At 36.8% G+C, this 25,236-nt stretch carries 25 protein-coding genes and 1 riboswitch; of the genes, 14 read left to right on the top strand and 11 right to left on the bottom strand.

All coding sequences use genetic code 11. The features are described 5' to 3' along the window. Nucleotides 1–8: 8 nt before the first annotated feature. Nucleotides 9–1,043, bottom strand: coding sequence for a HoxN/HupN/NixA family nickel/cobalt transporter (locus QMN76_RS09315; protein WP_282024507.1), 1,035 nt, complete (start codon nt 1,041–1,043; stop codon nt 9–11). 98 nt (nt 1,044–1,141) lie between these two features. Beyond that, nucleotides 1,142–1,322: riboswitch (cobalamin riboswitch) on the bottom strand. 51 nt (nt 1,323–1,373) lie between these two features. Between QMN76_RS09315 and QMN76_RS09310 the strand changes: the two genes are divergently transcribed. Both QMN76_RS09310 and QMN76_RS09305 read left to right on the top strand, forming a co-directional pair. Next, entirely contained in the window at nt 1,374–1,775 is a 402-nt protein-coding gene (locus tag QMN76_RS09310) for a hypothetical protein (protein ID WP_282024505.1), read from the top strand. 57 nt (nt 1,776–1,832) lie between these two features. Beyond that, entirely contained in the window at nt 1,833–2,735 is a 903-nt protein-coding gene (locus QMN76_RS09305; protein WP_282024504.1) for an alpha/beta hydrolase family protein, read from the top strand. A 151-nt stretch (nt 2,736–2,886) separates the two neighbouring features. Here the strand turns inward: QMN76_RS09305 and QMN76_RS09300 are convergent, their stop codons facing one another. Further along, nucleotides 2,887–3,819 (bottom strand): 2-hydroxyacid dehydrogenase, encoded by a 933-nt coding sequence (locus QMN76_RS09300; protein ID WP_282024502.1) that lies wholly within the window; start codon nt 3,817–3,819, stop codon nt 2,887–2,889. 116 nt (nt 3,820–3,935) lie between these two features. Between QMN76_RS09300 and cobU the strand changes: the two genes are divergently transcribed. The 3 genes from cobU to QMN76_RS09285 are packed head-to-tail and all read left to right on the top strand — an operon-like array spanning nt 3,936 to nt 6,514. Next, nucleotides 3,936–4,436: a bifunctional adenosylcobinamide kinase/adenosylcobinamide-phosphate guanylyltransferase gene (cobU, locus tag QMN76_RS09295; protein ID WP_034340460.1), complete on the top strand. Its 501-nt coding sequence runs from the start codon at nt 3,936–3,938 to the stop codon at nt 4,434–4,436. A gap of 15 nt (nt 4,437–4,451) precedes the next feature. Continuing rightward, nucleotides 4,452–5,060, top strand: a complete 609-nt coding sequence (gene cobO / locus QMN76_RS09290; RefSeq protein WP_034340457.1) for a cob(I)yrinic acid a,c-diamide adenosyltransferase — start codon at nt 4,452–4,454, stop codon at nt 5,058–5,060. Next, nucleotides 5,060–6,514, top strand: a complete 1,455-nt coding sequence (locus QMN76_RS09285) for a cobyric acid synthase (protein WP_282024500.1) — start codon at nt 5,060–5,062, stop codon at nt 6,512–6,514. The genes cobO and QMN76_RS09285 overlap by 1 nt, the downstream gene beginning before the upstream one ends. Before the next feature lie 415 nt (nt 6,515–6,929). Here the strand turns inward: QMN76_RS09285 and cbiB are convergent, their stop codons facing one another. Then, the gene (gene cbiB, locus QMN76_RS09280; RefSeq protein WP_282024498.1) at nt 6,930–7,937 is read right to left on the bottom strand and encodes an adenosylcobinamide-phosphate synthase CbiB; all 1,008 of its coding nucleotides are present in this window, start codon (nt 7,935–7,937) and stop codon (nt 6,930–6,932) included. Nucleotides 7,938–7,989: 52 nt separating this feature from the next. Here cbiB and QMN76_RS09275 point away from each other — a divergent pair, with 52 nt between their 5' ends. Then, entirely contained in the window at nt 7,990–8,994 is a 1,005-nt protein-coding gene (locus QMN76_RS09275; RefSeq protein WP_282024496.1) for a threonine-phosphate decarboxylase, read from the top strand. On the opposite strand, the gene QMN76_RS09270 is transcribed toward QMN76_RS09275, so the two are convergent. Further along, the gene (locus QMN76_RS09270) at nt 8,976–10,460 is read right to left on the bottom strand and encodes a S10 family peptidase (RefSeq protein WP_282024494.1); all 1,485 of its coding nucleotides are present in this window, start codon (nt 10,458–10,460) and stop codon (nt 8,976–8,978) included. The genes QMN76_RS09275 and QMN76_RS09270 overlap by 19 nt on opposite strands. 300 nt (nt 10,461–10,760) lie before the next feature. On the opposite strand from QMN76_RS09270, the gene QMN76_RS09265 reads away from it, so the two are divergent. Then, nucleotides 10,761–11,252, top strand: coding sequence for a hypothetical protein (locus QMN76_RS09265; protein ID WP_034340443.1), 492 nt, complete (start codon nt 10,761–10,763; stop codon nt 11,250–11,252). Nucleotides 11,253–11,451: 199 nt separating this feature from the next. Further along, on the top strand, nt 11,452–11,940 hold the full coding sequence (locus tag QMN76_RS09260) for a hypothetical protein (protein ID WP_282024491.1): 489 nt from the start codon (nt 11,452–11,454) through the stop codon (nt 11,938–11,940). Between the two features lie 115 nt (nt 11,941–12,055). Here the strand turns inward: QMN76_RS09260 and QMN76_RS09255 are convergent, their stop codons facing one another. Further along, nucleotides 12,056–14,035, bottom strand: a complete 1,980-nt coding sequence (locus tag QMN76_RS09255; protein WP_282024490.1) for a DEAD/DEAH box helicase — start codon at nt 14,033–14,035, stop codon at nt 12,056–12,058. A gap of 290 nt (nt 14,036–14,325) precedes the next feature. Here QMN76_RS09255 and QMN76_RS09250 point away from each other — a divergent pair, with 290 nt between their 5' ends. Continuing rightward, the gene (locus QMN76_RS09250) at nt 14,326–15,006 is read left to right on the top strand and encodes a D-lyxose/D-mannose family sugar isomerase (protein ID WP_282024489.1); all 681 of its coding nucleotides are present in this window, start codon (nt 14,326–14,328) and stop codon (nt 15,004–15,006) included. Nucleotides 15,007–15,233: 227 nt separating this feature from the next. Further along, nucleotides 15,234–15,473 (top strand): hypothetical protein, encoded by a 240-nt coding sequence (locus tag QMN76_RS09245; RefSeq protein ID WP_282024487.1) that lies wholly within the window; start codon nt 15,234–15,236, stop codon nt 15,471–15,473. A 188-nt stretch (nt 15,474–15,661) separates the two neighbouring features. On the opposite strand, the gene QMN76_RS09240 is transcribed toward QMN76_RS09245, so the two are convergent. From QMN76_RS09240 to QMN76_RS09225, 4 genes are all read right to left on the bottom strand, one after another. After that, the gene (locus QMN76_RS09240; protein ID WP_282024486.1) at nt 15,662–16,099 is read right to left on the bottom strand and encodes a hypothetical protein; all 438 of its coding nucleotides are present in this window, start codon (nt 16,097–16,099) and stop codon (nt 15,662–15,664) included. Nucleotides 16,100–16,112: 13 nt separating this feature from the next. Next, nucleotides 16,113–16,907 carry a DODA-type extradiol aromatic ring-opening family dioxygenase gene (locus QMN76_RS09235; RefSeq protein ID WP_282024485.1) on the bottom strand — a complete coding sequence of 265 codons (795 nt, stop codon included), beginning with the start codon at nt 16,905–16,907 and terminating at the stop codon, nt 16,113–16,115. Then, entirely contained in the window at nt 16,904–17,593 is a 690-nt protein-coding gene (locus QMN76_RS09230; protein ID WP_282024484.1) for a DUF4145 domain-containing protein, read from the bottom strand. The genes QMN76_RS09235 and QMN76_RS09230 overlap by 4 nt, the downstream gene beginning before the upstream one ends. 95 nt (nt 17,594–17,688) lie before the next feature. Next, the gene (locus QMN76_RS09225; protein ID WP_282024483.1) at nt 17,689–18,324 is read right to left on the bottom strand and encodes a class I SAM-dependent methyltransferase; all 636 of its coding nucleotides are present in this window, start codon (nt 18,322–18,324) and stop codon (nt 17,689–17,691) included. 75 nt (nt 18,325–18,399) lie between these two features. On the opposite strand from QMN76_RS09225, the gene dapF reads away from it, so the two are divergent. The 3 genes from dapF to ftsY are packed head-to-tail and all read left to right on the top strand — an operon-like array spanning nt 18,400 to nt 21,445. Beyond that, on the top strand, nt 18,400–19,224 hold the full coding sequence (gene dapF / locus QMN76_RS09220; RefSeq protein ID WP_034340421.1) for a diaminopimelate epimerase: 825 nt from the start codon (nt 18,400–18,402) through the stop codon (nt 19,222–19,224). After that, on the top strand, nt 19,221–20,480 hold the full coding sequence (mtaB, locus tag QMN76_RS09215) for a tRNA (N(6)-L-threonylcarbamoyladenosine(37)-C(2))-methylthiotransferase MtaB (RefSeq protein WP_282024481.1): 1,260 nt from the start codon (nt 19,221–19,223) through the stop codon (nt 20,478–20,480). Before dapF ends, mtaB begins: the two co-directional genes overlap by 4 nt. After that, a complete protein-coding gene (gene ftsY, locus QMN76_RS09210; protein WP_034340415.1) occupies nt 20,480–21,445 on the top strand; it encodes a signal recognition particle-docking protein FtsY in 966 nt (321 codons plus the stop codon). The genes mtaB and ftsY overlap by 1 nt, the downstream gene beginning before the upstream one ends. A gap of 116 nt (nt 21,446–21,561) precedes the next feature. Here the strand turns inward: ftsY and recA are convergent, their stop codons facing one another. Next, nucleotides 21,562–22,605 carry a recombinase RecA gene (gene recA / locus QMN76_RS09205; RefSeq protein ID WP_034340412.1) on the bottom strand — a complete coding sequence of 348 codons (1,044 nt, stop codon included), beginning with the start codon at nt 22,603–22,605 and terminating at the stop codon, nt 21,562–21,564. A 130-nt stretch (nt 22,606–22,735) separates the two neighbouring features. Then, complete coding sequence (locus QMN76_RS09200; RefSeq protein WP_282024480.1) at nt 22,736–24,247, bottom strand: gamma-glutamyltransferase; 1,512 nt, start codon at nt 24,245–24,247, stop codon at nt 22,736–22,738. Nucleotides 24,248–24,420: 173 nt separating this feature from the next. Here QMN76_RS09200 and QMN76_RS09195 point away from each other — a divergent pair, with 173 nt between their 5' ends. Next, entirely contained in the window at nt 24,421–25,188 is a 768-nt protein-coding gene (locus tag QMN76_RS09195) for a DsbA family protein (protein WP_282024478.1), read from the top strand. Nucleotides 25,189–25,236 lie beyond the last annotated feature (48 nt).

Raw genomic sequence — 25,236 nt, 5'->3', positions numbered from 1 at the left:
ATATTCAATTATTCTATATTTTGTTGTTTATAAATTAAATAAGAAATCAGCCACGCGATAATAAATAATCCAATGATGGCATAACCTAAATCATTAAAATTACTTCCCAGTGCACTAATCCAATCCCAAAATGTTCCCGTAAGTTCCAGTTGATCTGCAATTAATCCTAAAGCTTCGATACCACCAATAAATAGCGCTACGATAATAGAAACCAAGGTAATCGACATATTATAAAATAATTTACGCATGGGTTTAACAAAGGCCCAGTCATAGGCTTTGAGCATTAAAATACCATCGGATGTATCGATCAAAGACATTCCTGCTGCAAATAAAACTGGGAAAACCAAGATGGATTCAATTGGCACTCCTTGAGTGGCCTGTGCTGCAGCAACGCCAAACATTGAGACTTCGGTGGCTGTATCAAAACTCAGGCCAAATAAAATCCCAAGGGGAAACATATGCCATCCCTTGGTTACTAGTTTAAACATAGGGCGGAATAGGCGTGATAAAAATCCTCGATTATTCAATAAAAGATCCAGATCTTCATCGATATAACTGCCTCCTGCTTTTACGCGTTTATATGATTTATAAATAGAAACAAAAATACAAATGTTCATAATCGCGATAATAAGCAAAAATGCCGAGGAAACCAATGTTCCAATCACGCCAGAAATTTTCTGAAAATTGCCAAAATTATTTAATGTGCTGGCAGCAATAGCAACCAACGCAGCGGCAATAAAAACAACTGTTGAATGCCCCATAGCAAAGAAAAAACCTACTGAAACAGGTCTTTGATTCATTTGCATTAATTTACGGGTAACGTTGTCGATAGCAGCGATATGATCAGCATCCACAGCATGGCGTAACCCCAAGCCATAAATAACCAAAGAAACCCCAAGTAAAGTAGGTTTGTCATAAAAGGCAATAAATGCCCAAATCCATGCGCCGATATTAATAACAGCAAGGATTATATAAATAGTAATGATACGCGCCTTTAAATTAGGCGAGCTTTCATCAAAAAGATGTTTAAGTGCAGTAAACATGAAAAGTTCCTTGCGGTAATATTCATGTCATTATGAAAGAAAAAGAACCATCAGTGACAGATCTTTGCTGCATTGAGGCACCCCGCCCAATGTTTTCATGTTGACGATTAATGATGGCAGGTCTCCTGACTTCATAGTATTGACATAACCTCAACCTTCCCAAAGTAAAAACTTCAGTGGTATGACAGAGGTTACTAACTATTAACAGTTGCGGGGGCAGCTATAGAATTACACTATATTCCCTATTATTCCAAAGGAACCATCAAGATTGTTATAGTCGTAAATTCTTTAAAAGACTATGATTAAAATTTGCTTTTTAAAGAGATATTTATGATGATTATAAAAAGATATAGCTGTATTTTATTACTCAGTATCTTCACAGGGCTTGGTACGAACCAAACCGCTTTTGCACAACCGCACCTAGAATGTTATGCGTATGTTACCGAGATGGTCAGAAGTAGTAACTTCCCAGTGCATGAAGTAGGGAAAGATAAGATCAATTTACTGATTGATGATGATCAACCGAGTATGATTAGCGCCCAAGTCGTTTATGATGTTATCTCTCAACCAGATAATCCTAATACATCAGTGGCTATTGGATGGATTCAATATGACGTTAACAAACATATTTTATGGAATAACTCTGCTGATTTGAATGAACATCGTGTGCAATTAACATATAATAAAAAATATGCAGTTGGCTTCGACCAGTGTCATAAAAAACATCGCTAATGATAGATTATCAATATTATTAACCTTTATTATAATTTTTTCAGGATTTTATTTACGATGAACTTACTAAAATATTCTTTTTACTCTGTTGTGCTTAGTAGTTGTATGATCACTTTTGGTTTGAACACGGTCAGTGCGAAAACAATACCCTCTGTCATTTATACTGATCCTGTTGTAACTGATAGAAACTATACAGCGAATGATCAAGTTGTTCATATCCCAACACAAAATGTAAAAATTAATGGGCTATTTATGCTGGCTGCTGGTAAAGGGCTTCATCCCACCATGGTTCTTTTACACGGTGTGCCAGGGAATGAAAAAAATCTTGATCTTGCCCAAGCCGTCCGAAGAAATGGGTGGAATGTATTAACCTTTAATTATCGTGGTTCTTGGGGCAGTCCTGGTAATTTTAGTTTTGCTGGGAATATAGAGGATGCCAAAGCAGTATTATCCTTTATTCAAAATCCTGAAAATCAAAAGAAATTTAATATTAATGAAAAACAAATTGTGTTGGCAGGACATAGTATGGGGGGATGGGTTGTTGCGATGACTGCTGCCCAAGAAAAAAATATTGCGGGTGTTGTGATGTTCTCTGCTGCCAATATGGGGGGAAATGCTGTTATTGCGCCTAAACGCGCTGATACAGTGGCTTGGATGGCAGATAATTTTGAAACATTGAACACAACGCCTGAAAAAATGGCTGATGAGGTTATTCAAAACCAACAAAAATTTGATATGAATAATGCCGCGCCAGGCCTTAAAAATACACCTTTATTGGTTATTTATTCTAATGATTCTTTTGCTAAAGGGGATCAAAAATTTGCTCAGACAGTCAAAGAAGAAGGAAATAAAAACCTATCCTTGGTTCATATTCCTACCAATCATGGCTATAATGATCATCGTATTGCTTTACAATCGACGATTATCAATTGGTTAGATCAGCTTCCAATATTAAAATAAACTCTTGTAAAATGCTGCTAGTAAGGTTTTAGATGAGCAGCATTTTTATGAATATTATATGGACAGTATAAAAAGATAATTATTAAAAATTCTTAGTATGAATTAGCGTATGAAAGTTACCTAACGGATTTAGCTAACGATATAGCGTTAATCATAATTTAACCTCATCAGGTAACGATCTTCCTGCAAAATAATCATTTAGAGAATTTAATATTTTAATTGAAATATTTTTGGAGGTTTCATAAGTTGCCCCTGCAGAATGGGGGGCCATAACGATATTTGATAGATCTTTTAAAGCTTGAGGGACGTGGGGTTCATCAGCAAAAACATCTAGGCCAGCACCAGCAATTTTTTTATTTTGTAAACATTCTATCAAAGCCTCTTCATCAACAGTGACGCCACGACCGATATTAATCAGGAACCCACGTTCTCCAATAGCTTCGATGATTTCTTGGTTGACGGCTTTACGTGAATTATCCCCACCACTAGCGGCAATAATAAATATATCTGATTGTTTAGCAAGATCCAGTAATGATGGTACAAAATTCCATTTTACATCCGTATGTTGATGACGTGCGGTGTAAGAGACTTCATTATCAAATGCGCTGATCCTTTGTGCAATGGCTCGGCCAATAGGACCCATTCCCATGATGCCGACTTTTTTGTTCGAAATAGAGGTTCCTTGGTAATGACAACGTTCTGTTTCCCATTTTCCCTCTCTAATAAACTGATCGCGTAGGTTAAGTTGGCGAGCAACGTTTAGTAATAAACCAATTGCCATATCGGCAACGTCTTGGGTAGGTACATTGGTTGCAATACTGAGTTTTATATTTCTTTTTTTTAAAAGGTCAGTATCAACATTATCATAACCAACGCCGTGAACCGTGATGAGTTTAACATTTGGTAGTGCGTTAAGCATCTCAGTTGGTGCACCAATGACCCCGTTAGTAATGACCGCTTCTACTTTGTTAAGAATATCAGTTGAGGGTAAACCATCCAGAACAATATGATTAATATAGTTTTGATTGACTTGTTCTTGGACAGATTGGTTCATAGGAACAAGTTGTAAAATTTCTGGTTTCATGAGGTTAATGCTTTCATTATTTAAAGAAGAATTAAATATTCACATTGAATGTTATTGAATTATAGGCATATTGTAGGGTGATTTTATAGAATTAAATTAGAAATAAGCTGAATGTGATGATTCATTTTATCTTGGGTGGGGCTAAATCTGGTAAAAGCCATTATGCAGAGACGCAACTTATACCCTATCCACAGCCATGGATTTACTTGGCTACAGGTAGGGCGTGGGACGACGAGATGAAGAAAAAAATTAAAGATCATCAATGTCGTCGAGGGAAGGGATGGGTTACAATTGAAGAACCAATCGAAATGGCTAATTATTTATCTAAAACTACTGAAACGCCTATACTTATCGATTGTTTGACTTTGTGGTTAACCAACTTAATGATGGATAATAGAAATATTCAAGATGAAATCCAAAAGTTGGTTGCGTGTTTACAATCTTATCAAGGGGATGTTTTTATTGTTAGTAATGAAGTTGGTCAGGGAATAGTTCCCGCAGATTTTATGGCCAGGAAATTTCGCAATCATGCGGGAAACCTTCATCAAGAAATTGCTAAAATTGCAGATAAATTTACATTTATTATCGCAGGCTATCCGGTGCAACTTAAAGGCTAAAACCAAGGAAAAAAAATGACTGAAAATGATGCTGAACACCATAAAAAGAAAATGCAAAAAAGAAAGGAACTGCAAACCGAGCTAGTTGCTTCCAAAACAGAAACTAAAGGTCTGGTTATGGTTCATACAGGCACGGGTAAGGGGAAATCCACAGCAGCTTTTGGTCTCCTTTTCAGAAATCTAGGGTATGGCCGTAAATGTGCAGTTATTCAATTTATTAAGGCTCCTGAATGGCAAACAGGAGAGCGAAAAATGGCTGAGCATTTTCCTGATTTATTACAATGGCATACGCTTGGAGATGGGTTTACTTGGGATACTCAGAATAAAGAAAAAGATATTGCCTCTTGTGCCAAAGCCTGGGAAGTTGCTTTACGTTTTTTACAAGATGAAGAGGTTTCTTTAGTTATTTTGGACGAGCTGAATATAGCGTTACGTTATGATTATATTGCAATGGAAACTGTATTAGAGGGATTACGTCAAAGACCCTCTATGCAACATGTTGTGATTACGGGACGTAATGCCAAAAAAGAGCTGATAGAGGTCGCGGATTTAGTAACAGATATGAATTTGGTCAAACATCATTTCGAAGCGGGTGTTAAAGCACAAAAAGGGGTTGAATTTTAATGGCGAATGCCTTGATGTTTCAAGGAACGGGTTCCAGTGTTGGTAAATCTGTTCTAGTTGCTGGTATCGCCAGGGCATTAAGGCACAGGGGCTTTAAAGTTCTTCCTTTTAAACCGCAAAACATGTCTAATAATGCGGCAGTAACGGCTGATGGTGGGGAAATAGGTCGTGCGCAAGCCTTACAAGCAATGGCTTGTGGGGTTGAACCAAGTGTGCATATGAACCCTGTTTTATTAAAACCGCAAAGTCAAGTTGGATCTCAGATTATAGTACAGGGTAAAATCTGGGGGCAAGCGAAGGCAAGAGAGTATCAAGAAATCAAGCCTCAGTTAATGCCTTATGTGTTGGAGAGTTTTGAGATTTTATCAAAACAGGCAGATATTGTTTTAATAGAAGGGGCAGGCTCTGCTTCAGAAATTAACTTACGTTCCCATGATATTGCCAATATGGGATTTGCACAGGCAGTCAAAGCCCCTGTTTTTTTAATTGGTGATATTGATAGGGGAGGTGTTATTGCTAGTCTTATTGGAACACATGCTGTTTTATCATCAGAAGATTTGGGATTAGTTAAAGGCTTTATCGTTAATAAAATGCGTGGAGATCCCTCTTTATTTACCGATGTTATGCACTGGATCAGTCAAAAAACACAATGGCAGAATATGGGGTTGTTGCCGTATTTTCCTGGGTTAAGTCAATTACCTGCCGAAGATGCTGCTGATTTAAAATCAGTTTATCATCAGCCACAGGGTAAGCTTGTGATTTCTGTTTTACTTTTACCGACCATTTCTAATTTTGATGATTTTGATCCTTTGAAATATGAAGAAAATGTTCAATTGAATTTTGTTAAAATAGGCGATTCTATCCCCAATAACTCAAACGTTATTATTATCCCAGGCTCTAAAACAACGATTGCTGACCTACAAGCTATATATGAAACTGGATGGGATATTGATATCAAAGCACACGTGAGACAGGGGGGGTTTGTGATGGGAATTTGTGGAGGGTATCAAATGCTTGGTTCCCAAATTAGTGATCCACATCATATCGAAGGCGATATTTCCCATATTAATGGATTAAATTTGGTTAATATCTCTACCCAATTAGAGCATTCTAAAACATTACAAAAAGTCACAGGTAGGCTTTTTATAGAAGATATAGAATGTTCTGGTTATGAAATGCACTTGGGGGTAACACAATATCATGGTGAGTATGAGCCTTTTGCAATACTGAACGATAAACAAGCTGATGGAATTGTAGCCAATAACCGTCAGGTCTTAGGGACTTATTTGCATGGTGTTTTTCAACATGATTTAACGCGCCAAGCTTTATTAAGTTATTTTGGGATAAAAGCAAATAATGTTAACTTTTTGTCTCAAGTTGAAAACAATTTAGATAAATGGGCAAACCATATAGAGCAGCATTTAGATGTGCTTGATTTATTAAATTATATTTAAATGACTTTTTTGAATGAGTTAAAAAAACCTCCCTAATAGGGAGGTAAGATTAAGTAGTTAATATAAAGAGATTAAGTTAAAAGACATAGTCGGTTATCTCAAGGTAGGTTTAAACTATTTCATAATATAAATAAAATAGCTTTGGTTGTTTATATAGTCTTATTTTAGCTAGTTTAGCAATATATTTTTATAATAAAAAAATTATAAAAGTTAATTCTATTAAAAAAACTATCGATCAATAGTTAAATTAATTATTAATTATTAATTATTATCTTATAATAACAATTGATTTTATCAAATAATACCACTTTTAACTTAATATAGTTTGTAAACTACTTGTAATTTATTCAATTAATATATGTAAAAAATATAAATAATATCTAGATTTAAAATGAAATATTATAAATATTGATTATTATTTAAATTTCTTTAAAATCAATGTGATGATTATTAAAAAAGTTAAAGATTTATTATAAGTAAATGAGAATGTATCTAAAGCGTTTTGAATATCTATTTGATTTAGCTTGCTTTTCCCTGTGCCTATCCAAGGGGAGTCAATCACATAATTTTGATATTGTCGTGGCCCTGCAAGTAAGATGGATAGACGGGTTGCCATTGCAGCTTCGGGCCATCCTGCATTAGGAGAGTTATGTTTTTTTGCCTCTTTAGCTACAAATTTTAAATCAGAGAATGGCTTTTTGCTGGTCGTTAAAATAATGAGTAAGGCCGATAACCGAGCCGCAGGATAATTGACATAATCATCTGATTTAGCAGCAGCAAAACCAAAAAATTTATATTTTTTTGTTTTGTGTCCGATCATACTGTCGGCGGTATTAATCGCTTTATAGGTGATAATACCTGGCAAACCACCGATACATCCCCAAAATATTGGCGCTATAACCCCATCAGAGAAATTTTCGGCAAGGCTTTCAATCGCTGCTCTGGCGATACCCGATGAATCAAGTTGATCTGTTTTTCGACCAACAATTTGACTAACTGCATAACGTGCGCTTTTTATGTCACCTAAGGTTAATGCTTTTTCTACTTCATGAACATGTTCATATAAAGAGCGTTTTGCTATAAAAATACTGGCTATTACTCCAGATAAAAAATAAGCAATTGGTTTAGGTAAAGATTTAAAAAGTATTTTTTGAAGAAAAATACCTACTAAGCAAGGAATAGCAATTGTTAAGCTTAAGGCTACAAATCCATTTTGCTTTTGTTGTTGTGCGGGATCGTTCGTGTGGTTAAGTTTTTTATCCAAATAATCAATAAGCTTACCAATCCAGATAATAGGATGAGGTATTTTATTATAAATATATTTTGGTTCGCCCCATAACGCATCAATTAGTGCTGCGATCAGGATCATTTGTAAATGACACAACAGAAAATGTTGTATAAGATGAGAAAAGAATTTTTTCATTTAATATTCGTATAAGCCATTATTGGGTTAATAAAGTATGGTGTAAAACAAGATGCTTCATGGTGGTCAATTACAACAGGCCAAATCACAATTCCCTCATGTTTTACAGAACTGGATTGATTTATCAACTGGAATTAATCCTTATGCTTATCCTTTTTCTCGGATTTCAATCGAGTATGCAGCGCAACTTCCCAGTATAAATGATGAATGGCGTCTAAGAGAACTGGCAGCACTCAGATATGGGGTTAAAGAGGTTAACTTGATTGCAGCAGCCCCTGGAACGCAAATTTTAATTTCGTTATTGCCTTATATTTTTGAGGCTAAACAAGTTTGTATATTATGCCCAACTTATATGGAACATATCAATAGTTGGCAGCAGGCAGGTATTCTTGTTCATCAAGTTCATTCTCTTGAAGAGTTTATGGGGTTTGCCAATCAAGATCAAATAATAGGCATTATTTGTAATCCTAATAATCCAGATGGGAGATTACTAAATATCAAGCAGATGCAAGAGATCATCTCGGGTTGGGATTGTTTTGACAATCATATCATTGTTGATGAAGCGTTTATGGATTTCGAAAAGCAGAGTATTGCGGCATTGTTACCGCATCCTGCATTGACGATTTTACGTTCTTTTGGCAAAACATATGGATTGGCTGGGGTGCGTTTAGGGTTTTTGTTATCGGACACAAGAATCATAGAAAAAGTGAAGGCAATGCTAGGGCCTTGGTCTCTAAGTGGACAGGCTTTGCAAATCGGTTTACAAGCTCTTCAGGATCAAGAATGGTTGCTACAAGCCAAAAATCAGTTGGCCAAGCAAGTGCAGCAACTTGATAAACTATTTATAAATAATAATTGTAAGATAGTTGGTGGAACGCATTTATTTCGTCTAGTCGAAATGAAGGACGCACGCATATTTTGGAAGCATCTAGCTAACCACGGAATTTGGGTGCGTCGTTTTGATTATAATCTTCAATGGTTACGTTTTGGTCTGTCCCAAGAACAAGATTGGAGCAGAATACAAAACGTAATAAAAGATTATTTTGGAGGTTGCTGATCTTTATCATAAAGTTGCTTTACATCGCGGCTAAGTGCTGTTCGACTATTGGGATTAGTATAGAGCATATGCCCACCTTTATAAAGTTTTAAGGTTATGCGGTCTTGCTTTATATGGGTTTGATTGATAATCCACTGTGAAGCAGAAAAAGGGCAAACTAAATCAAAATATCCATGTGCAATAAAAACATGCATAGACGGGTTTAAAGCCAACAATTTACGTAATACTGGCAAACCTCTAACAGTTGAAAAACCCTGATCTGTATAGTTCCATTGCTCATTTAATGACATGTTTAACAAGTTATAGGTTAAAGGTGTATTAAATCCCAGATCTTGTGCAGCGTAAGTTGCAAACATACTCCCATAGACTTTTCCGAAACCAGATAAAACTGGTTCAGGACTGTCTTCGTTATTGGTGCCATCAGGGTAAGGATCTTGGATCGTTAGCGTATAGTCGTATAAGCTGTGCAATTTTCCATCACGACTGCGAATATCGTGTGCAGAAGGATCTAATATGCCTTTATGTTGTGTGATAATTTCTACTGGAAGACCTGTTTTTTGGCTCAGTTCTTGGTAAAAAGCGGGTTGTTCAGTTGTGGGGACAGAATTTATCATTTTTTGTAGATATTGTCCCATGGCATATTGATAAGCTTCCTTAATTTTTTTATCAGAGAGTTGATGTGTTTTTTCAAGATGACTGGCAATATAAGAGGGTAAGATAAAGGCATTCGCCATAGGGTTATCTGATTGATCAAGTAAACTCAGTTCAATCGCAGGGGAGATCATAATAATACCCCTGACAAAGATATTTTGATTTTTAAGTAAATCATCTGCCACAAGGATTGATCTTAATCCGCCATAACTTTCCCCAACTAACCAAATAGCAGGATCTTTGCGTTTAGATTTGGATAAATAAAGTTGAATGGCTTTAGCAAAAGTTTTGGCGTCTTGTTTTGAAGTGTAAAATTCTTTCGAAGCTTTTTCAGGGGCGGCCGAAAGACTATATCCTGTATCAACGGCATCAATAAAAACCATATCGGTAAAAAGAAGCCAGCTATCAGGGTTACTTTCGCGAGTAGCATGCGCACCATCTGTTAGGTCACTTTTAGGAAAATTAATAACTTCAGGCCCCGCAATGCCCAAGTTTAAATAAGAGCTAGCGGCTCCTGGACCTCCATTAAAGAAAAATGAAATAGGGCGGTTCTTACTTTTTGATTGATCTGCAATATAAGCTACATAAAATATTTTGGCATTAATTTCACCTTTGTCGTTACGAATCAATAAAGTGCCAGCTTGTGCAACATAAGGAATATTTTGATGGGGCAGGGTTAATTGATGTTGTGTAATTTTATCCTGTGGTAACAAGGAAAAGCGCTTTTGAATAAAGTCGGTATCGGTATTGTCGATTCCTGTGTCCTTTTTAGAGGATTTATTTATAGGGTTATCAGACCAAGCAAGATTATTCATTGTGCATAAAAAAAACGACGAAGTAAAAATCAAAGAAAAAATAAAGTATTTATAGTTCATTTTTTACAAATTCAATTCTCAGTAAAAGATAAAAATATATTTATTATAATATCAATGAGTAAAAGAATAGTTTTAATATAAAAGTGATTTTATATTCAAGAATTTAAGTTAATAAATAAGATTTAAATTGAATTGTAAGAGAAAATTGCTTTTGAGAATTTGTTACAAGAATGCCTTATTATCGCCTAATTTATAGCCTTTCCTATGCTCAACGAAACTCAAGAACAAGGTAATTCAATTATGAGTAAAATGTATAAAGTTGCATTAACTGCTGGTTTATTTGGTGCTTTTATTGCTGTTGGTGCAGCCTCTCAGGCAAATGCACAATCACCCCTACAAGATCTACAACAAAGAGAAGATAACCTTCACAACAAAATCACTGAACATAACCAAAATGTTCAAAATCGTATTCAACAACAACAAGATCAAGTTGATCGTTATAAAAATCTAGGTAAAGATCAAAGAGAACGGTTAGAACAGCAAAAACAAGATTTTAAAAATAACCTTGCAGATCAGAAGAAACAAAGAGAAGAACAACTCGATCGTTATAAACACCCTCTAAAAGATCAAAAAAAGCAGTTTGAAGATAAAAAAGAACAGTTTAAAAAAGATATGGATGCAAGAAGAGATCAATCTTTGCAAAGACAAAAAGAACAACGCAAACAGTGGAAAGATTTAAAAAACAACACAAAACGCGATGCACGTGACTTAACGCATCCTTTTAATCGTTAATCAGATATTAAATATCAGTTTTGAAGGGAGTGTTATAGACACTCCCTTTTATGTTTATAGCGAGAAGTATAATATATCGTTTAGTTATTGGCTTTTTCAGGGATGCTGTCATAGTTAATTCATAATCTTAAATTATGTTGATTTTCTACAGAGTATTTATTGCTATTTAATTCTATTTTTATATAAAAGGTGATTGTTTATGAAATCTATATCAAAGCGTGTGATGTTATTAGCTAGTGTATTTAGTGCTGTTATGGCTGTTGGAACAGTTTCTCAAGTACAAGCACAAACAACTGCTAATTCTGCTACAACTCAAAACCAAGCGTTACAATTATCAACAGAACAACAACAAGCGTTAACAGTTGCTCAAGGAAAAGCTAAAGCTGAGATGGATCGTTTTAATAAAATGACTCCTGAAGAGCAAAAAGCTTATATGGAAAACGCTCAAAAGCAAGCTGATGCACAGTTTGATCGTATGTCCAAAAATTTAAATCCAGAACAAAAGAAAGCTTTAGAGGCAGCAAGAGTTAAAGCTAAGGCTGAAATGGAACGTTTTAATAAAATGACTCCTGAGCAGAAAAAAAACTATATGGAAAACGCTCAAAAGCAACTGGGTAATCAAATGAAGAATTTGACACCAGAACAACAAAAGCAAATCGAACAAATGCAAAAGAATATTAATAAATAAATATTGCTTCTTGTTTATATAAAAAGCCATCTATAATTTTTTATAGATGGCTTTTTTATTAAAGTTTTTAAGTAAATACCTTATTATTTCTATAAAAATAAAGCTTTACAAATATTTACTTGCTTCTTTTTCTAGAAGAGCTAGGAGTGCCACTTCTTGATGGTAGAGATGAAGCAGATCTTTTTTTACCAGAACGTTCTCCTTCTGATCTTACTCTTGGACCTCTCTCACTTCTTTCACTATCAGAAGTTCTGCGACCTTCACCGCTACGACCGTTTCCATCGCTGCCTTCTCTTCTGCTACGACCTTCACCGCCGCGACCGCTTCCACCGCCGCCCTCTCTTCTGCGACCTTCACCGCTGCGACCGCTTCCACCGCCACCTTCTCTTCTACGATCGCCACCGCCGCGACCTTTATAACCGCCCTCTCTTCTGCCCTCAGAAGGAGCTGCTGGCGTAGATGGAAAGATCTTAGTTTCATCATCTCTAATTTTAGAAATAGATTTATTAAAATCATCAACTTTATCAGCTGCAATTTCGAATTTTGTGCTTTGATCAGAAATACGAATAGAACCAATATCTTTTTTCTGGATATTCGCAATTTTGCAAAGCACTGGGATCAACCATTTTGGGTCTGCATTATCATTGCGTCCAACAGGCATCTCATACCAACTACCAGAATCAAAAGAGTGAGCACTTGATGAACGTTCACCTCTCTCACGTCCACGATCACGTCCCTTAGAACCATCTCTATCGAAACCAGATGAACGTTTGTTATCTAGATTAATAGGGGTAATTTCTTCTGGGTTAGGGATCGTAGAGCGATACAAAGAAATAGCAGCATTTGCTAAATCAGTGGCCGAGAATTGAGCGGTAAGTTGATCAATTAAGATTTGGTCTTCGCTCAAAATTTCTTTACTGCTCAATAAAGAAGGATGGTTTAAGAGGCGCTCATTATCTTTTTCACGAATAGATGGAATACTAGGAGGAAGTTCCCAAGAAGCTGCTACTTTGGCTTTGCGTAATAAATGTTCTGCACGGCTACGTTGACTGCTTGGAACAATTAATGCACAAACCCCTTTACGTCCAGCACGTCCTGTACGACCAGAACGATGCAGTAAAGTTGCATGATTCGTAGGTAGGCTTGCATGAATAACAAGATCCAACATCGGAAGATCCAAACCACGTGCAGCAACGTCGGTTGCAACGCAAACACGGACTTGACCTGTACGCAGACTTTTGATGGCTTGCGTACGTTCTTCTTGCCCCAAGTCCCCTGATAAAGCAGCACAGGAGAATCCTCGTTCAATCAACGCAGATTGCATATGACGAACAAGCTCACGTGTCGCACAGAATACCATTGCTGTTGGACTATCAATATAACGCAATAAATTGACAACAGCATTATCAACTTCTTTGGGGTGAGTTACGACAGCACGATACTCAATATCTACGTGTTGTGTATTGGAAACAGTGTTGATACGTAAAGCATTATTTTGATAGCGTCTTGCTAAAGATTCGATTTCTTTATCAATAGTTGCTGAGAAAAGCAATGTTCTACGATCTTCTGGACAAGCAGAAAGAAGGTCTTCTAATTCATCACGAAAGCCAAGATCTAGCATTTCATCAGCTTCATCCAAGATGATCACTTTTAAATCAGAGAGGTCTAAATGTCTTCTGCGCACATGGTCACACAATCTGCCTGGGGTTCCAACGACGATATGTGCACCATTATCGAGTGTTTGTGCTTCTTTGCGAACATTCATCCCACCAATACAGGTGATAATTCTAGCTTTTGTATCTGCAAATAACCAACATAACTCCTGATGAACTTGTAAAGCCAATTCACGTGTAGGGGCAATAATCAATGCTTGGGGTTTGTTTGCGCTTTGGAATGTATTTTTATTTTCTAAAAGGGTTGGCGCCATGGCGATACCATAGGCAACTGTCTTTCCTGATCCTGTTTGCGCTGAAACGAGTAAATCTTGATGAGGATTTTCATTTTCTAAAACTGCTTCTTGAACAGGGGTAAGTGATGCATACCCTTTGCGTTCCAAAGCTTGTGCAAGGGAAGGATTGATTTTCGTGAACGGCATATATAGGTCCGATAAAGTTTATTGATGTTAGTAATTAAGATAAAGAAAAGGTGGGGATGGAATCTGACCTACTGTGTAAAGTAATAAAAGCAAGATTGTTGTGCGAAAATATTCAAACGCTGCCACAATGCAGATAAGGAAATCAGATACATTTAAACCTAGATAATAGAGACAAAAGAAAATTTGTCTTAATGATTACATTATGAAACATCACTAAGATGTGTTCATCATTATTAATATATAAGTATTAATATATATTCAATTTAAAAAACGTCAAGGAGTATGAAAAAATGAAACGTTCCGAAATTAATAGAGCTATCAAAGAAATGCAGCAGATGATTGACAAGGTTGGATTCTCTTTACCGCCATTTTGTTCTTTTACTCCAATGGAATGGCAGAAAAAAAATAACGAATATGATGAAATTCGCGATAATTTGCTGGGTTGGGATGTAACAGATTATGGAAAAGGTGAATTTGAGAAGGTTGGATTTTCATTAATTACACTGCGCAATGGCAATTTAAAAAATAAAAAATATACAAAAACTTATGCTGAAAAACTTCTCTATATCAAAGATAGCCAATATGCCCCAATGCATTTTCATTGGAACAAAATGGAAGACATTATCAATCGTGGTGGTGGAAATGTTCTTATCCGAGTCTATAATTCAACCAAAGAAGGGGATTTGGATAAAATAAACCCTGTAAAAACGCATTGCGATGGACGAGAGCTTTTGGTTGAAGCGGGAACCCAAATTAAATTAACTCCAGGGGAGAGTATTACCGTTTACCCCTATATGTATCATGATTTTGAAGTCGAAGCAGGGACGGGAGGAGTTTTATTAGGAGAAGTTTCTATGTGTAATGATGATGAGCATGATAATCGCTTTTATGAAAAGATGGGACGTTTTCCTGAAATAGAAGAAGATGAAGCACCTTATCGCTTGTTATGCACAGAGTATCCCAGGGCATAGGGTAATCCTTTAATAGATTGGTAAATTGTATATTTAGAACCGGCAATTATAATTCATTAAGCTTGATCCCAAATGATTATTATAACGGCATCAAATGTATTTATTATACTATTTATTGTGTTGTAATTATTACAATCTTATTCATTATTTGATTAAGTAATAAAATGAAATTGCAATACTGATCTCTATATGTAGAAATATTTTTATTTATATATAGGGTTGTGGATATGATCTTTATTGCTGTCATTATTATTGTTGGTTTGTTAACTATTCCTCTTGCTAAGAAAAAAGCTGCCAAAAAAGGCGAAGAATTCAACGTGAAACTTCACCTTTTGAAACTTTCAGGATTAATCATTGGGGTAGTTGTAGCAAGTGTCGTTTATGAATCTTATTTTAAAAAGCCTCAACAATCCCCATCACCTAAAATTTTTCATCTCCCCTCTAATGTTCAGAATAATTTAAACTAAGATTATTTAAAGGGTAAGTTTCATTAAGTGTGAACATTGAAACTTATCTTTTTGGTTATTTTGAGATATTCACTAACAAAGACAATTAATTTTTTTTCTTATTATGTCGTATGGATTAGTAAATTTTAATAATTACTGAATATTATTAATCAATTTAATATAAGAATATAGTGTAGTTTACTGGCAATTTAATTGTTCTTTATATAATCCTCATCGTTCCACCGTAAAATAGATGAGGGGCCACAAAATATATCTTTCATGCCATTATGTATGGATTTCATAACACCTATGCTTGTACACACATAATTAATTTGTATTAAGGCTTTTGGCCCTTTAAGGAAAATATCAAAAGTTAATGTTGGTTGTGTTATCAACCTATTATTTTGAACAATACAATTTTCTTCGCTACATGCTGCCGGTGGAGTTGACGCATTATAAGCGTAATTAATGACATCCATTACATTATCATGATCAATATCTGAATCTATCTTACCATCTAGTATTATTTTATCAGGGTTTGCTTTTTTCAAAGCGGCGGCATCTATTAAAATTGTAGTATCTTTAGAGTCTGCAAAAGCAAAAGGAATATAAGAGAAAAATATAAGTAATGAAATTATAGCCTTCATTATTATCCTTTTTTTACCCAAACTGAAAGCCAGCAATAGGTTTATTAATAATTCTGTCTTTGAATATACAAATACCTTGATCTTTCCCTGCGGCACCAGCAACAACCATTAATGGTAGTAAATGCTCTTCACGAGGATGATTAGAACGTGCACCTGGGGCGTGTAACCAGTTGGTTAGGCCTTGATTACGTTGTGAAATATCTGGATTGGTAACGGTATCAGTTAACCAATCGTGAAATTGATCTGCATAAGCAGTCTCTTTGCCCGAAAATAAATAGGGAAGGTTATGATAGCTCATTCCACTGCCAATAATAAGAATATTCTCATTGCGTAAAGGAGATAAGATATCTCCCATTTTCATGTGAGTTTGCGGATCCAGTGAATGATGCAAAGAGACTTGCACAATTGGGATATTAGCGTCAGGGAAGATGACTTTTAAAGGAATAAACACCCCATGATCCCAACCACGTTCATACTCTAATTCGGCTTGTATATGCTGACTTTGAAATAATTGCTGGATTTTTTCTGCCAGCTGTGGATTGCCAGAGGCAGGATAAGTCAACTCATAAGTATGAGGCGGAAAATCATAATAATCATAAAATAAAGAAGGTTTATCGGCAGCGTGAATTTTAATGGGTGTGTTTTCCCAATGTCCAGAAATGATAACGATACTGTCTGGGGTTTGAGGTAGGCTATAGGGAATCTTATTTAAGAAATTCCCCATATTCGTCCAAATATCATGCGGATCATCCATAAAGAAACAAGGCCCTCCACCATGAGGGATATAAAAAGTAGATTGGCGTTTCATTTAGGGTTTCCTTGATTTTTGCGTTGGGCGCGTCTTTCTTGGGAAAGCTCAATTTTCTTGGGTTGAGTATAGACATCTTCTAAAAGAGCAATGGTGAAATCAAATAGATCTTGTAAATTTTCTTGATCCATTTTTCCTTCATGTGCAGCATAATTACCGTCAAATCTAATTTCATTAGCAAAATATTGTATTCTTTTAGAAATTAGATTTTTCTCAGAAAGATTTTTTATTCCATCAGATAAATATACTTTTTGCTTTTGTTCATTGTTTGTTTTTAATAAGTCCTTAATGACAGTTTCTAAACAAAGTCTGAGCATCATGCTACTAGCAACAATACAATCATTTGCATGACATTGTGCAGCCTCATCAAATTTTCCTTTAATATCCTCAGGAACATGTTCGGGGCATTGATATGATATATTTACTGGCGGACGAATGATTTTTTCTATTTGGAAGTTATCTAATAAATTACCATCTTCTTCTTGATTGATGTATACAGTCCACTTTGTTGTTTCTTTTGCTATGTCATCTTTATCGAGCCACCTTTCTGCAATATTTTCGTGAATAACAGCGTTTGTTATATTACGATATATTGAAAAAATAGTAGGTAGCTTACATTCTCTGCATTTTGAGAAAATATTAAAGTAAATTATGTAATTCATATTTTGTATTAATGCTCTTTGCAAATAAGTCCCTTTTATATCAAAAGGGATTCTAGTTTTGCAGTGTGGGCATGTAGAAGTTAGAAATATGATTAAATCTCCTTAATAAAGATATTGATTTAAGGTTTCCTCGCCACTACGCTATAAATTGGATCTTTCCAAACAGTTTGATCCTCTGGCGGATGTACCTCACCTTGGTCGAAATCAGCAAATCCTGCGCGGTTTAACAGCACCTTCACTAAACCTTGACGATCTTGATTTTCTAAAGCCTGCCACAAAGCGGTGGCACGTAATGGTAAAAACTGAGATGAGAAAGAAATAATAATCCGTCCACCTGGTTTTAATATCCGCAAACACTCGTCTAATGTTTCAAATGGGTTACGCAAATATTCAAAAACGCAACATAGACAAATGTAATCAACGCTACTATCTTTAAGATGAAGTTCTGTTTTCTCGTTAATATCTTGCGTAATTTTTCGTGTGAGTGCAGTATTTTCCTTTAATGCTTGTGGATTTAAATCAATGCCAATGAAATTTTGACAAGATAGGTCACTGGGCATATGACTATTTGCACCACACATCAGGTCAAGAATAGTATCGCTTTCTTGTATCAGAGTGTGATATAAGGCTTCAATTGCTTTATAACCACCTTGATCAAGCATAGGAGGAACAGAGTGAGTGGTATAATATTGAAGGTCACTTTCGTTACTTGCGATGTCGAAAGATCGGGGATGAAAGTCTTTTAAGTGGTTCATGATGTAAAAAGTTAGCGCTTTTTATGATTTGTTGGTAAATTAAATTTAAAGTTTATAACTGTATTTAGAAGAATAATGAACATTCCTTTTTATAAAATGCATGGTATTGGCAATGATTTTGTCATTATCGATAATTCTGTCAATAGTATTGAACTCAGCGAACGTCGCATTAAAACATTATGTGATCGCCGTTATGGCATTGGTTGTGATCAGTTAATTGTTCTTTCTCAACCCAAAGACAGCAATGCCGATATTTATGTTCGCTTTTTTAATGAAGGTGGAGATGAGGCTGGCGCATGTGGTAATGGTTCACGTTGTGTGGCGGCTTGGTTGCATCATAAATATCAAAGTAAAAAATTTATTATGCAAACAAATGCAGGTCTTTTACCAGCAGAGGTCATTGACAGCCATACAATGCGAGTAAACATGGGACAGCCAAAAACAAAATGGCAAGAAATCCCTTTATCTCGTGATGTCGATACACTTAACCTGCCTTTGGCGGGTGAACCAGCAGCTGTCTCTATGGGTAATCCTCATGCAACTTTTTTTGTTGAAGATTTATCAACGGTTGATCCTGTATTTTCTGGTAAAATGTTAGAAAAGGACCCTTTATTCTCTGAAGGTGCGAATATTGGTTTTGTGCAAATGTTGGATCGTCAAAGTATGCGCGTTCGTGTTTGGGAGCGTGGAGCTGGCTTAACTTTAGCCTGTGGTTCAGGGGCGTGTGCTTCTGTGGTGAATGCGGTGCGTCGTGGTTTGGCAGATCGTTATTGCGAAGTTAAAATGGATGGTGGCAACCTGATCATTGAATGGGATGAAGAAACCAACAATGTATTGATGACAGGTGCTGTGCATTTTTCTTTTTCAGGTCAATTTAGTCTGGAAAATTATCCTTTATGAGCAAGGATACGTCACAAAAACCTCAGATTCTGACATTTGGTTGCAGACTTAATCGCTACGAGAGCGAAGTTATGGGTCAATATGCTGATGGTTTGGGGGATGTTGTTGTTGTTAATACATGTGCGGTGACTGCGGAAGCTGAACGTCAAGCACGCCAAGCCATTCGTCGTTTGAATCGTAAAGACGATCAAAAACGCATTGTGGTTACAGGATGTGCCGCACAATTAAATCCTGAAAAATGGTCTTCATTACCCGGTGTGGTTCAAGTTTTGGGGAATGAAGATAAGTTACAAGCAGAAAACTGGACGAATGAAGCGATTGCTTCTGGAAATCAAGTTTCAGATATTATGTCTGTAAAAAAAACGGCCGCACAAGTTGTCACCGAATTTACAGGGCGTACCAGAGCTTTTGTTCAGGTACAACAAGGGTGTGATCATCGTTGTACTTTTTGTGTGATTCCTTTTGGTCGAGGTCCTTCTCGTTCTGTAACGATTGAAGGCGTGATTAATCAAGCCAGAACATTGGTCGAACAAGACTATAAAGAAGTTGTGTTAACAGGGGTTGATATTGCTTCTTGGGGTTCTGATTTTGAAGGCGATTTGGCTCTGGGGGATCTATGTAAAGCAGTTTTAAAGGCTGTGCCAGATCTGGAACGGTTACGTTTATCTTCGATTGATCCAATTGGATTTGATAATACGTTGTGGGAACTTTTAAAAACAGAGCCAAGACTGATGCCGCATTTGCATCTGTCTGTTCAAGCAGGTTCTGATATGATTTTAAAGCGGATGAAGCGTCGTCATTTGACTGAAGATGTTGATCAATTAGTACAACGATTACGTTCTATTCGTTCAGATATAGGGTTAAGTGTTGATATTATTGCAGGCTTTCCAACCGAAGATGATACTTATTTTCAAGAAACTTATGAGTTTTTAAAACAACAGGCTTTTCCTTATTTACATGTATTTCCTTATAGCGAACGCAAAGGAACTCCAGCAGCACAAATGCCAGCAGTATCTGTAGCAGTGCGTAAAGAACGTGCTGCAAAATTAAGGGAATTGGGTCAAGAATCTGCCCGTCTTTTTCATGAGTCTCTTATAGGGAAAGATGTTAATATATTGATGGAAACACCTGATCGAGGGCACTCGGAACAATTTGCTTTTGCTGTATTACAAGGTGAGGCGGCAAAACCTGGTGAAATGATTTGTGCTCGAGTAGTTTCGGGTGACGTTGATGGTATAATAGTGGAAAGAATATAATGGCTCTGGGTTTTTTCTCTCGTTTAAAAGAAGGTTTATCTCGTTCAACTCAAAAGCTGGGAACGAACTTAACTTCCGTATTTACCAAGCGTCGCCTTGATGAAGAATCTTTAGAGCAACTTGAAGAGATCTTGATTGCTGCGGATTTTGGTCCAGAAGTTGCCGAAAATGTAATTGAAACATTTCGCAAAACTCGTTTTGGTACAGAAGTAAGCGAAAAAGAAATTAAAGACGCGTTGGCCAAGGAAATTGCCAAAGTTCTTAGCCCTGTAACGGTTCCATTTAAACCGAATCTAGAGTTAAAACCACATGTGGTCTTGATGGTTGGGGTCAATGGAACAGGAAAAACAACGACCATTGGTAAAATGGCGCGTTTTTATGGCGATCAAGGATTAAAAACCATGATGGTGGCAGGGGATACGTTCCGTGCTGCAGCGGTAGAGCAACTGCAAATCTGGGGGGATCGTGTAGGAGCACCTGTGATTTCTGGGAAACCAGGCGCAGATGCTGCGGGTCTTGCTTTTGAAGCATTAAAACGTGCTAAGAATGAAGGTGCAGATTTGCTTTTTGTGGATACTGCGGGGCGATTACATAATAAATCAGCATTGATGGAAGAGCTTGCTAAAATTATTCGTGTGATGAAAAAATTCGATGAAACTGCACCCCATTCTGTATTGTTGGTGTTGGATGCCACAACAGGGCAAAATGCCATTGAACAAGTCCGTATTTTCAAAGAAATGGTTAGTGTTTCAGGTCTTGTTATTACGAAATTAGATGGTACTGCTCGCGGTGGTATCGTGATTGCTTTGGCCCAGCAATTTCAATTGCCAATCCACGCTGTAGGTGTTGGTGAAAAAGCGGAAGATTTACGTGATTTTTCTGCAGAAGAGTTTGCAGCAGGGCTGGTTGGCGATACAGATGTCGAGGTTCTAACGACAGAAGTTATTGAAGAAAAAGAGGGATAATTTTTCTTGATATAACTGTTTTACTTAAATTTTGATATTGCAAATTATATTATAAAGCCGACAATATTATTTGTCGGCTTTTTATTAAAATACAGTTCAATATAATTTAAAAATCATTAAGTTAGCAAATCACCTTCATCTGATGATTCTTCGATCTCATCTGTTAGCATTGCATCATTGACGATTCCAGACTGTTCTCGGATACGTTTTTCGATACTTTGTGCCATTTCTGGATTGTCACGAAGGAATTGTTTGACGTTCTCTCGTCCTTGACCAATACGTTGTCCATCACAAGAGAACCATGACCCAGCTTTTTCAACGATTCCTGCTTTGACGCCAAGATCAATAAGCTCACCCGTTTTACTGATTCCTTCACCATACATAATATCGAATTCGACTTGACGGAAGGGAGGTGCCATTTTGTTTTTAACGACTTTAACACGGGTTTGGTTACCAGAGATTTCTTCTTTATCTTTGACCTGACCAATACGACGAATATCCATACGCACAGACGCATAAAATTTAAGCGCATTTCCCCCTGTTGTGGTTTCAGGAGATCCAAACATTACCCCGATTTTTTGGCGAATCTGATTTAAGAAAACAAGGCAAGTATTTGAACGAGATACAGATCCTGTCAGCTTTCTAAGCGCTTGACTCATTAAACGAGCATGTAGGCCAACATGGCTATCACCCATTTCGCCTTCTAACTCTGCACGAGGAACCAAAGCCGCAACACTATCAACGACTAAGACATCAATAGCACCAGAGCGCACTAATGTATCAACAATTTCCAAAGCTTGTTCACCTGCATCAGGTTGCGAGATTAATAAATTATCAATATCGACCCCTAACTTACGAGCATACACAGGATCCAAAGCGTGTTCAGCATCAATAAATGCACATGTTCCGCCCAATTTTTGGGCTTCTGCAATAATGTGAAGTGCCATGGTTGTTTTACCAGAGCTTTCTGGACCATAAATTTCTACAACGCGTCCTCTGGGAACACCGCCAATTCCTAAACCGATATCCAGTCCAATTGATCCTGTAGAAATAACATCGACTTGAATAGATGGTTTTTCGCCCATTTTCATAATGGAGCCTTTACCAAAAGCGCGTTCTATTTGTGCTAATGCACCATCTAAGGCTTTATTTTTGTCCATTTATTTTCAGTTCTCTTTTGCTATAAAACTTAATGATATTGTTCAGTATTAGCCTATCATATAATCATAAAAAATGTCATTTTCAATTTATCGAAAATGACATTGAAATATATTATAAATTTTAAATTTTTTATCGACTGCTAAGTGCTAGGCCTGTGCCCTGAGGATCGGTATAAGCACGACATTTATTTGTGTTACCAGGTAAACCATCCTGACAATAAACAGCGTTTACGCGTCCCTGGGGTGTATTTGGGTGTGCAATAGCAGAGTTTTCTTTGTTTTCACCTGCATTGAGTAAGCTGTTTAGACTTTCTGCACCAGCAGCAGCTGCGTCATTTTGCCCAGATGCACTGATTGCAGCGAGGAAACGGTTTTTATAAGTGGTAATTGCAGCGGTCAATAAAGGTTGTGGTGCTGCATTCGGAGATGCGGCCATGACAATACCAGTTGTTCCAGCTACTCGTCCTGTTCCAAATAAATTATTCATGGTTAACGCACAAGATACAGCTTCACCGTTTCTGTCAACAACGGTATAAGATGTCGATGCTGGTAAAGAAGACAAAGTGCCGTTACCAGCTTGGCCATTATTTAATAAGGATTGAGCTTTTTCTTCTTGCGCCAAGATACTTTGCTTATCATAAGCAGCAGGATTGCTTGCGCGCCACGCAGCAACAGTTCCTTGAGACGTGGTTAAACTATTGCTTTGTGTTTTCCAAGCCATTCCCATGCCTAAACCACCATCTGCTGGTGGGGAAACAAGGTAAAGCGTTTCTTTGTTAGGAAGAGAGATAGACAAAGCTGGAGCTTCAACAGGTAAAGCATTTCTAAAGTCTGCTCCACTTAATCCACCACCTGCGGCTTGTGCGCCAAGCGTATAACTATGGGCCAAAGAACCAATATATAAATCTGAAATACCAGCAGTAGTAAGACGATCATAAATAATTTTAAGGCGAGGTTGATACAGCATGTCGCCCGCTTGTAAGGTCGCACCATCTCTGCGAGTGAATAGTTTTTGCATTGCAGGATCTTGGAATAAAGGCCCTTGAACGGCAGCTAGGTCACTGGCAAATATATCTGAAACAGTCACACCATTTCCAGCAAGGTTACTGGTGACTTGTAAAATATCGTTAATATCCGCTTTACCATTACTGGCTTGAAGCAAATATAATCCCCGTGCCATCATCGGGATAGCAGCGGGGCGACCAGCGGTTCCTTTGATATTTCCTGGTTGAGGTAGAAAAAGAAACGATTGAGCAGGTTGTCCAGGGCGATAGGCGACGCATGCACCACCCCCACCCAAAGAGGCACGAGAAGGTAAAGTTACCGTTAAAGCAAACCCAAGGGCAGTTGCTGCATCAGCTGCATTTCCCCCTCTGATTAAAATATCACGAGCAACCATTGCGGCCTGAGGTTCATCGGCGGCGATGCTGCCTACATACCCTGTCACTCGATCCTGCATTTCTTTGCTATTTAATGCTTTATGTCCAGTGCTGCCACCGCCGCAGGCAGTAACAGACAACGTAATTGCAGAGCTGAGGGCTAGGGTTCCAGCTTTTTTAATCCAGTCATTTTTGATATTAAAGCAATGAAGAGGCTGTTTTAAAAAAGTGCAGCTCTTTAAGAAATAATGACGCTTAGACACGCGGTTGCTCTCCGATGAATAACCAAATAAAAACAAGGTTTTCGCTTTACTGTTTTCAGTAACGACAATACCAACTTTATTAATAAGAAATTTTTTATAACATAACAATGACAATCCTGTATAATGTTATATAACTTTAAATAAATTTACTTTTTCATCTCAGGAGATTTTTAATGATTCAGTCGCCTTTAAAGCGCTATTTTCATTTGCCATTATCAGTTAGTTTATTAGCTGGTGCAGTTGGTATGCCACTATCAGGCTTTGCACAAACCACAAATCATTTTAGCTCAGAACAACGCAAAGAAATTGTTGAAGTTGTTCGTGATGCAATGAAAAAAGATCCTTCGATCCTTGAGGATGCTGTAATTGCTGCACAACAAGAAAGAACTAAACAAAAAGTAGAATCTGCTACTAAGACACTAGCAGACAAGAAAAATATATTGAATAATGTTTTACCAACCGATGGCTTTATTGGTAATCCAAATGCAAAAAATACAATTGTAGAATTTTTTGATCCTCGTTGTGGTTATTGTAAAAAAGTTTTGCCAGAATTGCTCCAATTAGTCAAAGAAGATAAAAACGTCAGGATTATTTTCAAAGTTGTTCCTATCCTTGGAGAAAATAGCGTTTTAGAATCCAAAGCAATTGCTGCTGCGGCTCGCCAAAATGGTTATGTTGTTATGATGAAAGCCATTATGGATTCTAAGGAAGAAATGACAGAAGACAGTATTAAAGAGCTTGCAAAACAACAAAAATTAGATGGAGATCGCTTAATTCAAGATATGAAAGCAGCCTCTATTACTCAAGCACTAGAAGATAATATTAAACTATTTCGTGATTTAGGAATTGATGGTACACCAGCATTGATTATTAATGGTTCAAAGATCATCCCTGGTGCAGTCAGCTATGAAACGTTGAAACAATTTATGCAGGATAAATAGATTTCATTCGTTTGTAACAAACCTAAGAAATATCTATAAAAAAAGCGA

This window comes from Commensalibacter papalotli (ex Botero et al. 2024) (assembly GCF_947179115.1).
GTDB classification, from domain to species: domain Bacteria; phylum Pseudomonadota; class Alphaproteobacteria; order Acetobacterales; family Acetobacteraceae; genus Commensalibacter; species Commensalibacter papalotli.
The sequence above is the reverse complement of the archived record's forward strand: the minus strand, read 5'-3'. Positions and strand labels throughout refer to the sequence as shown.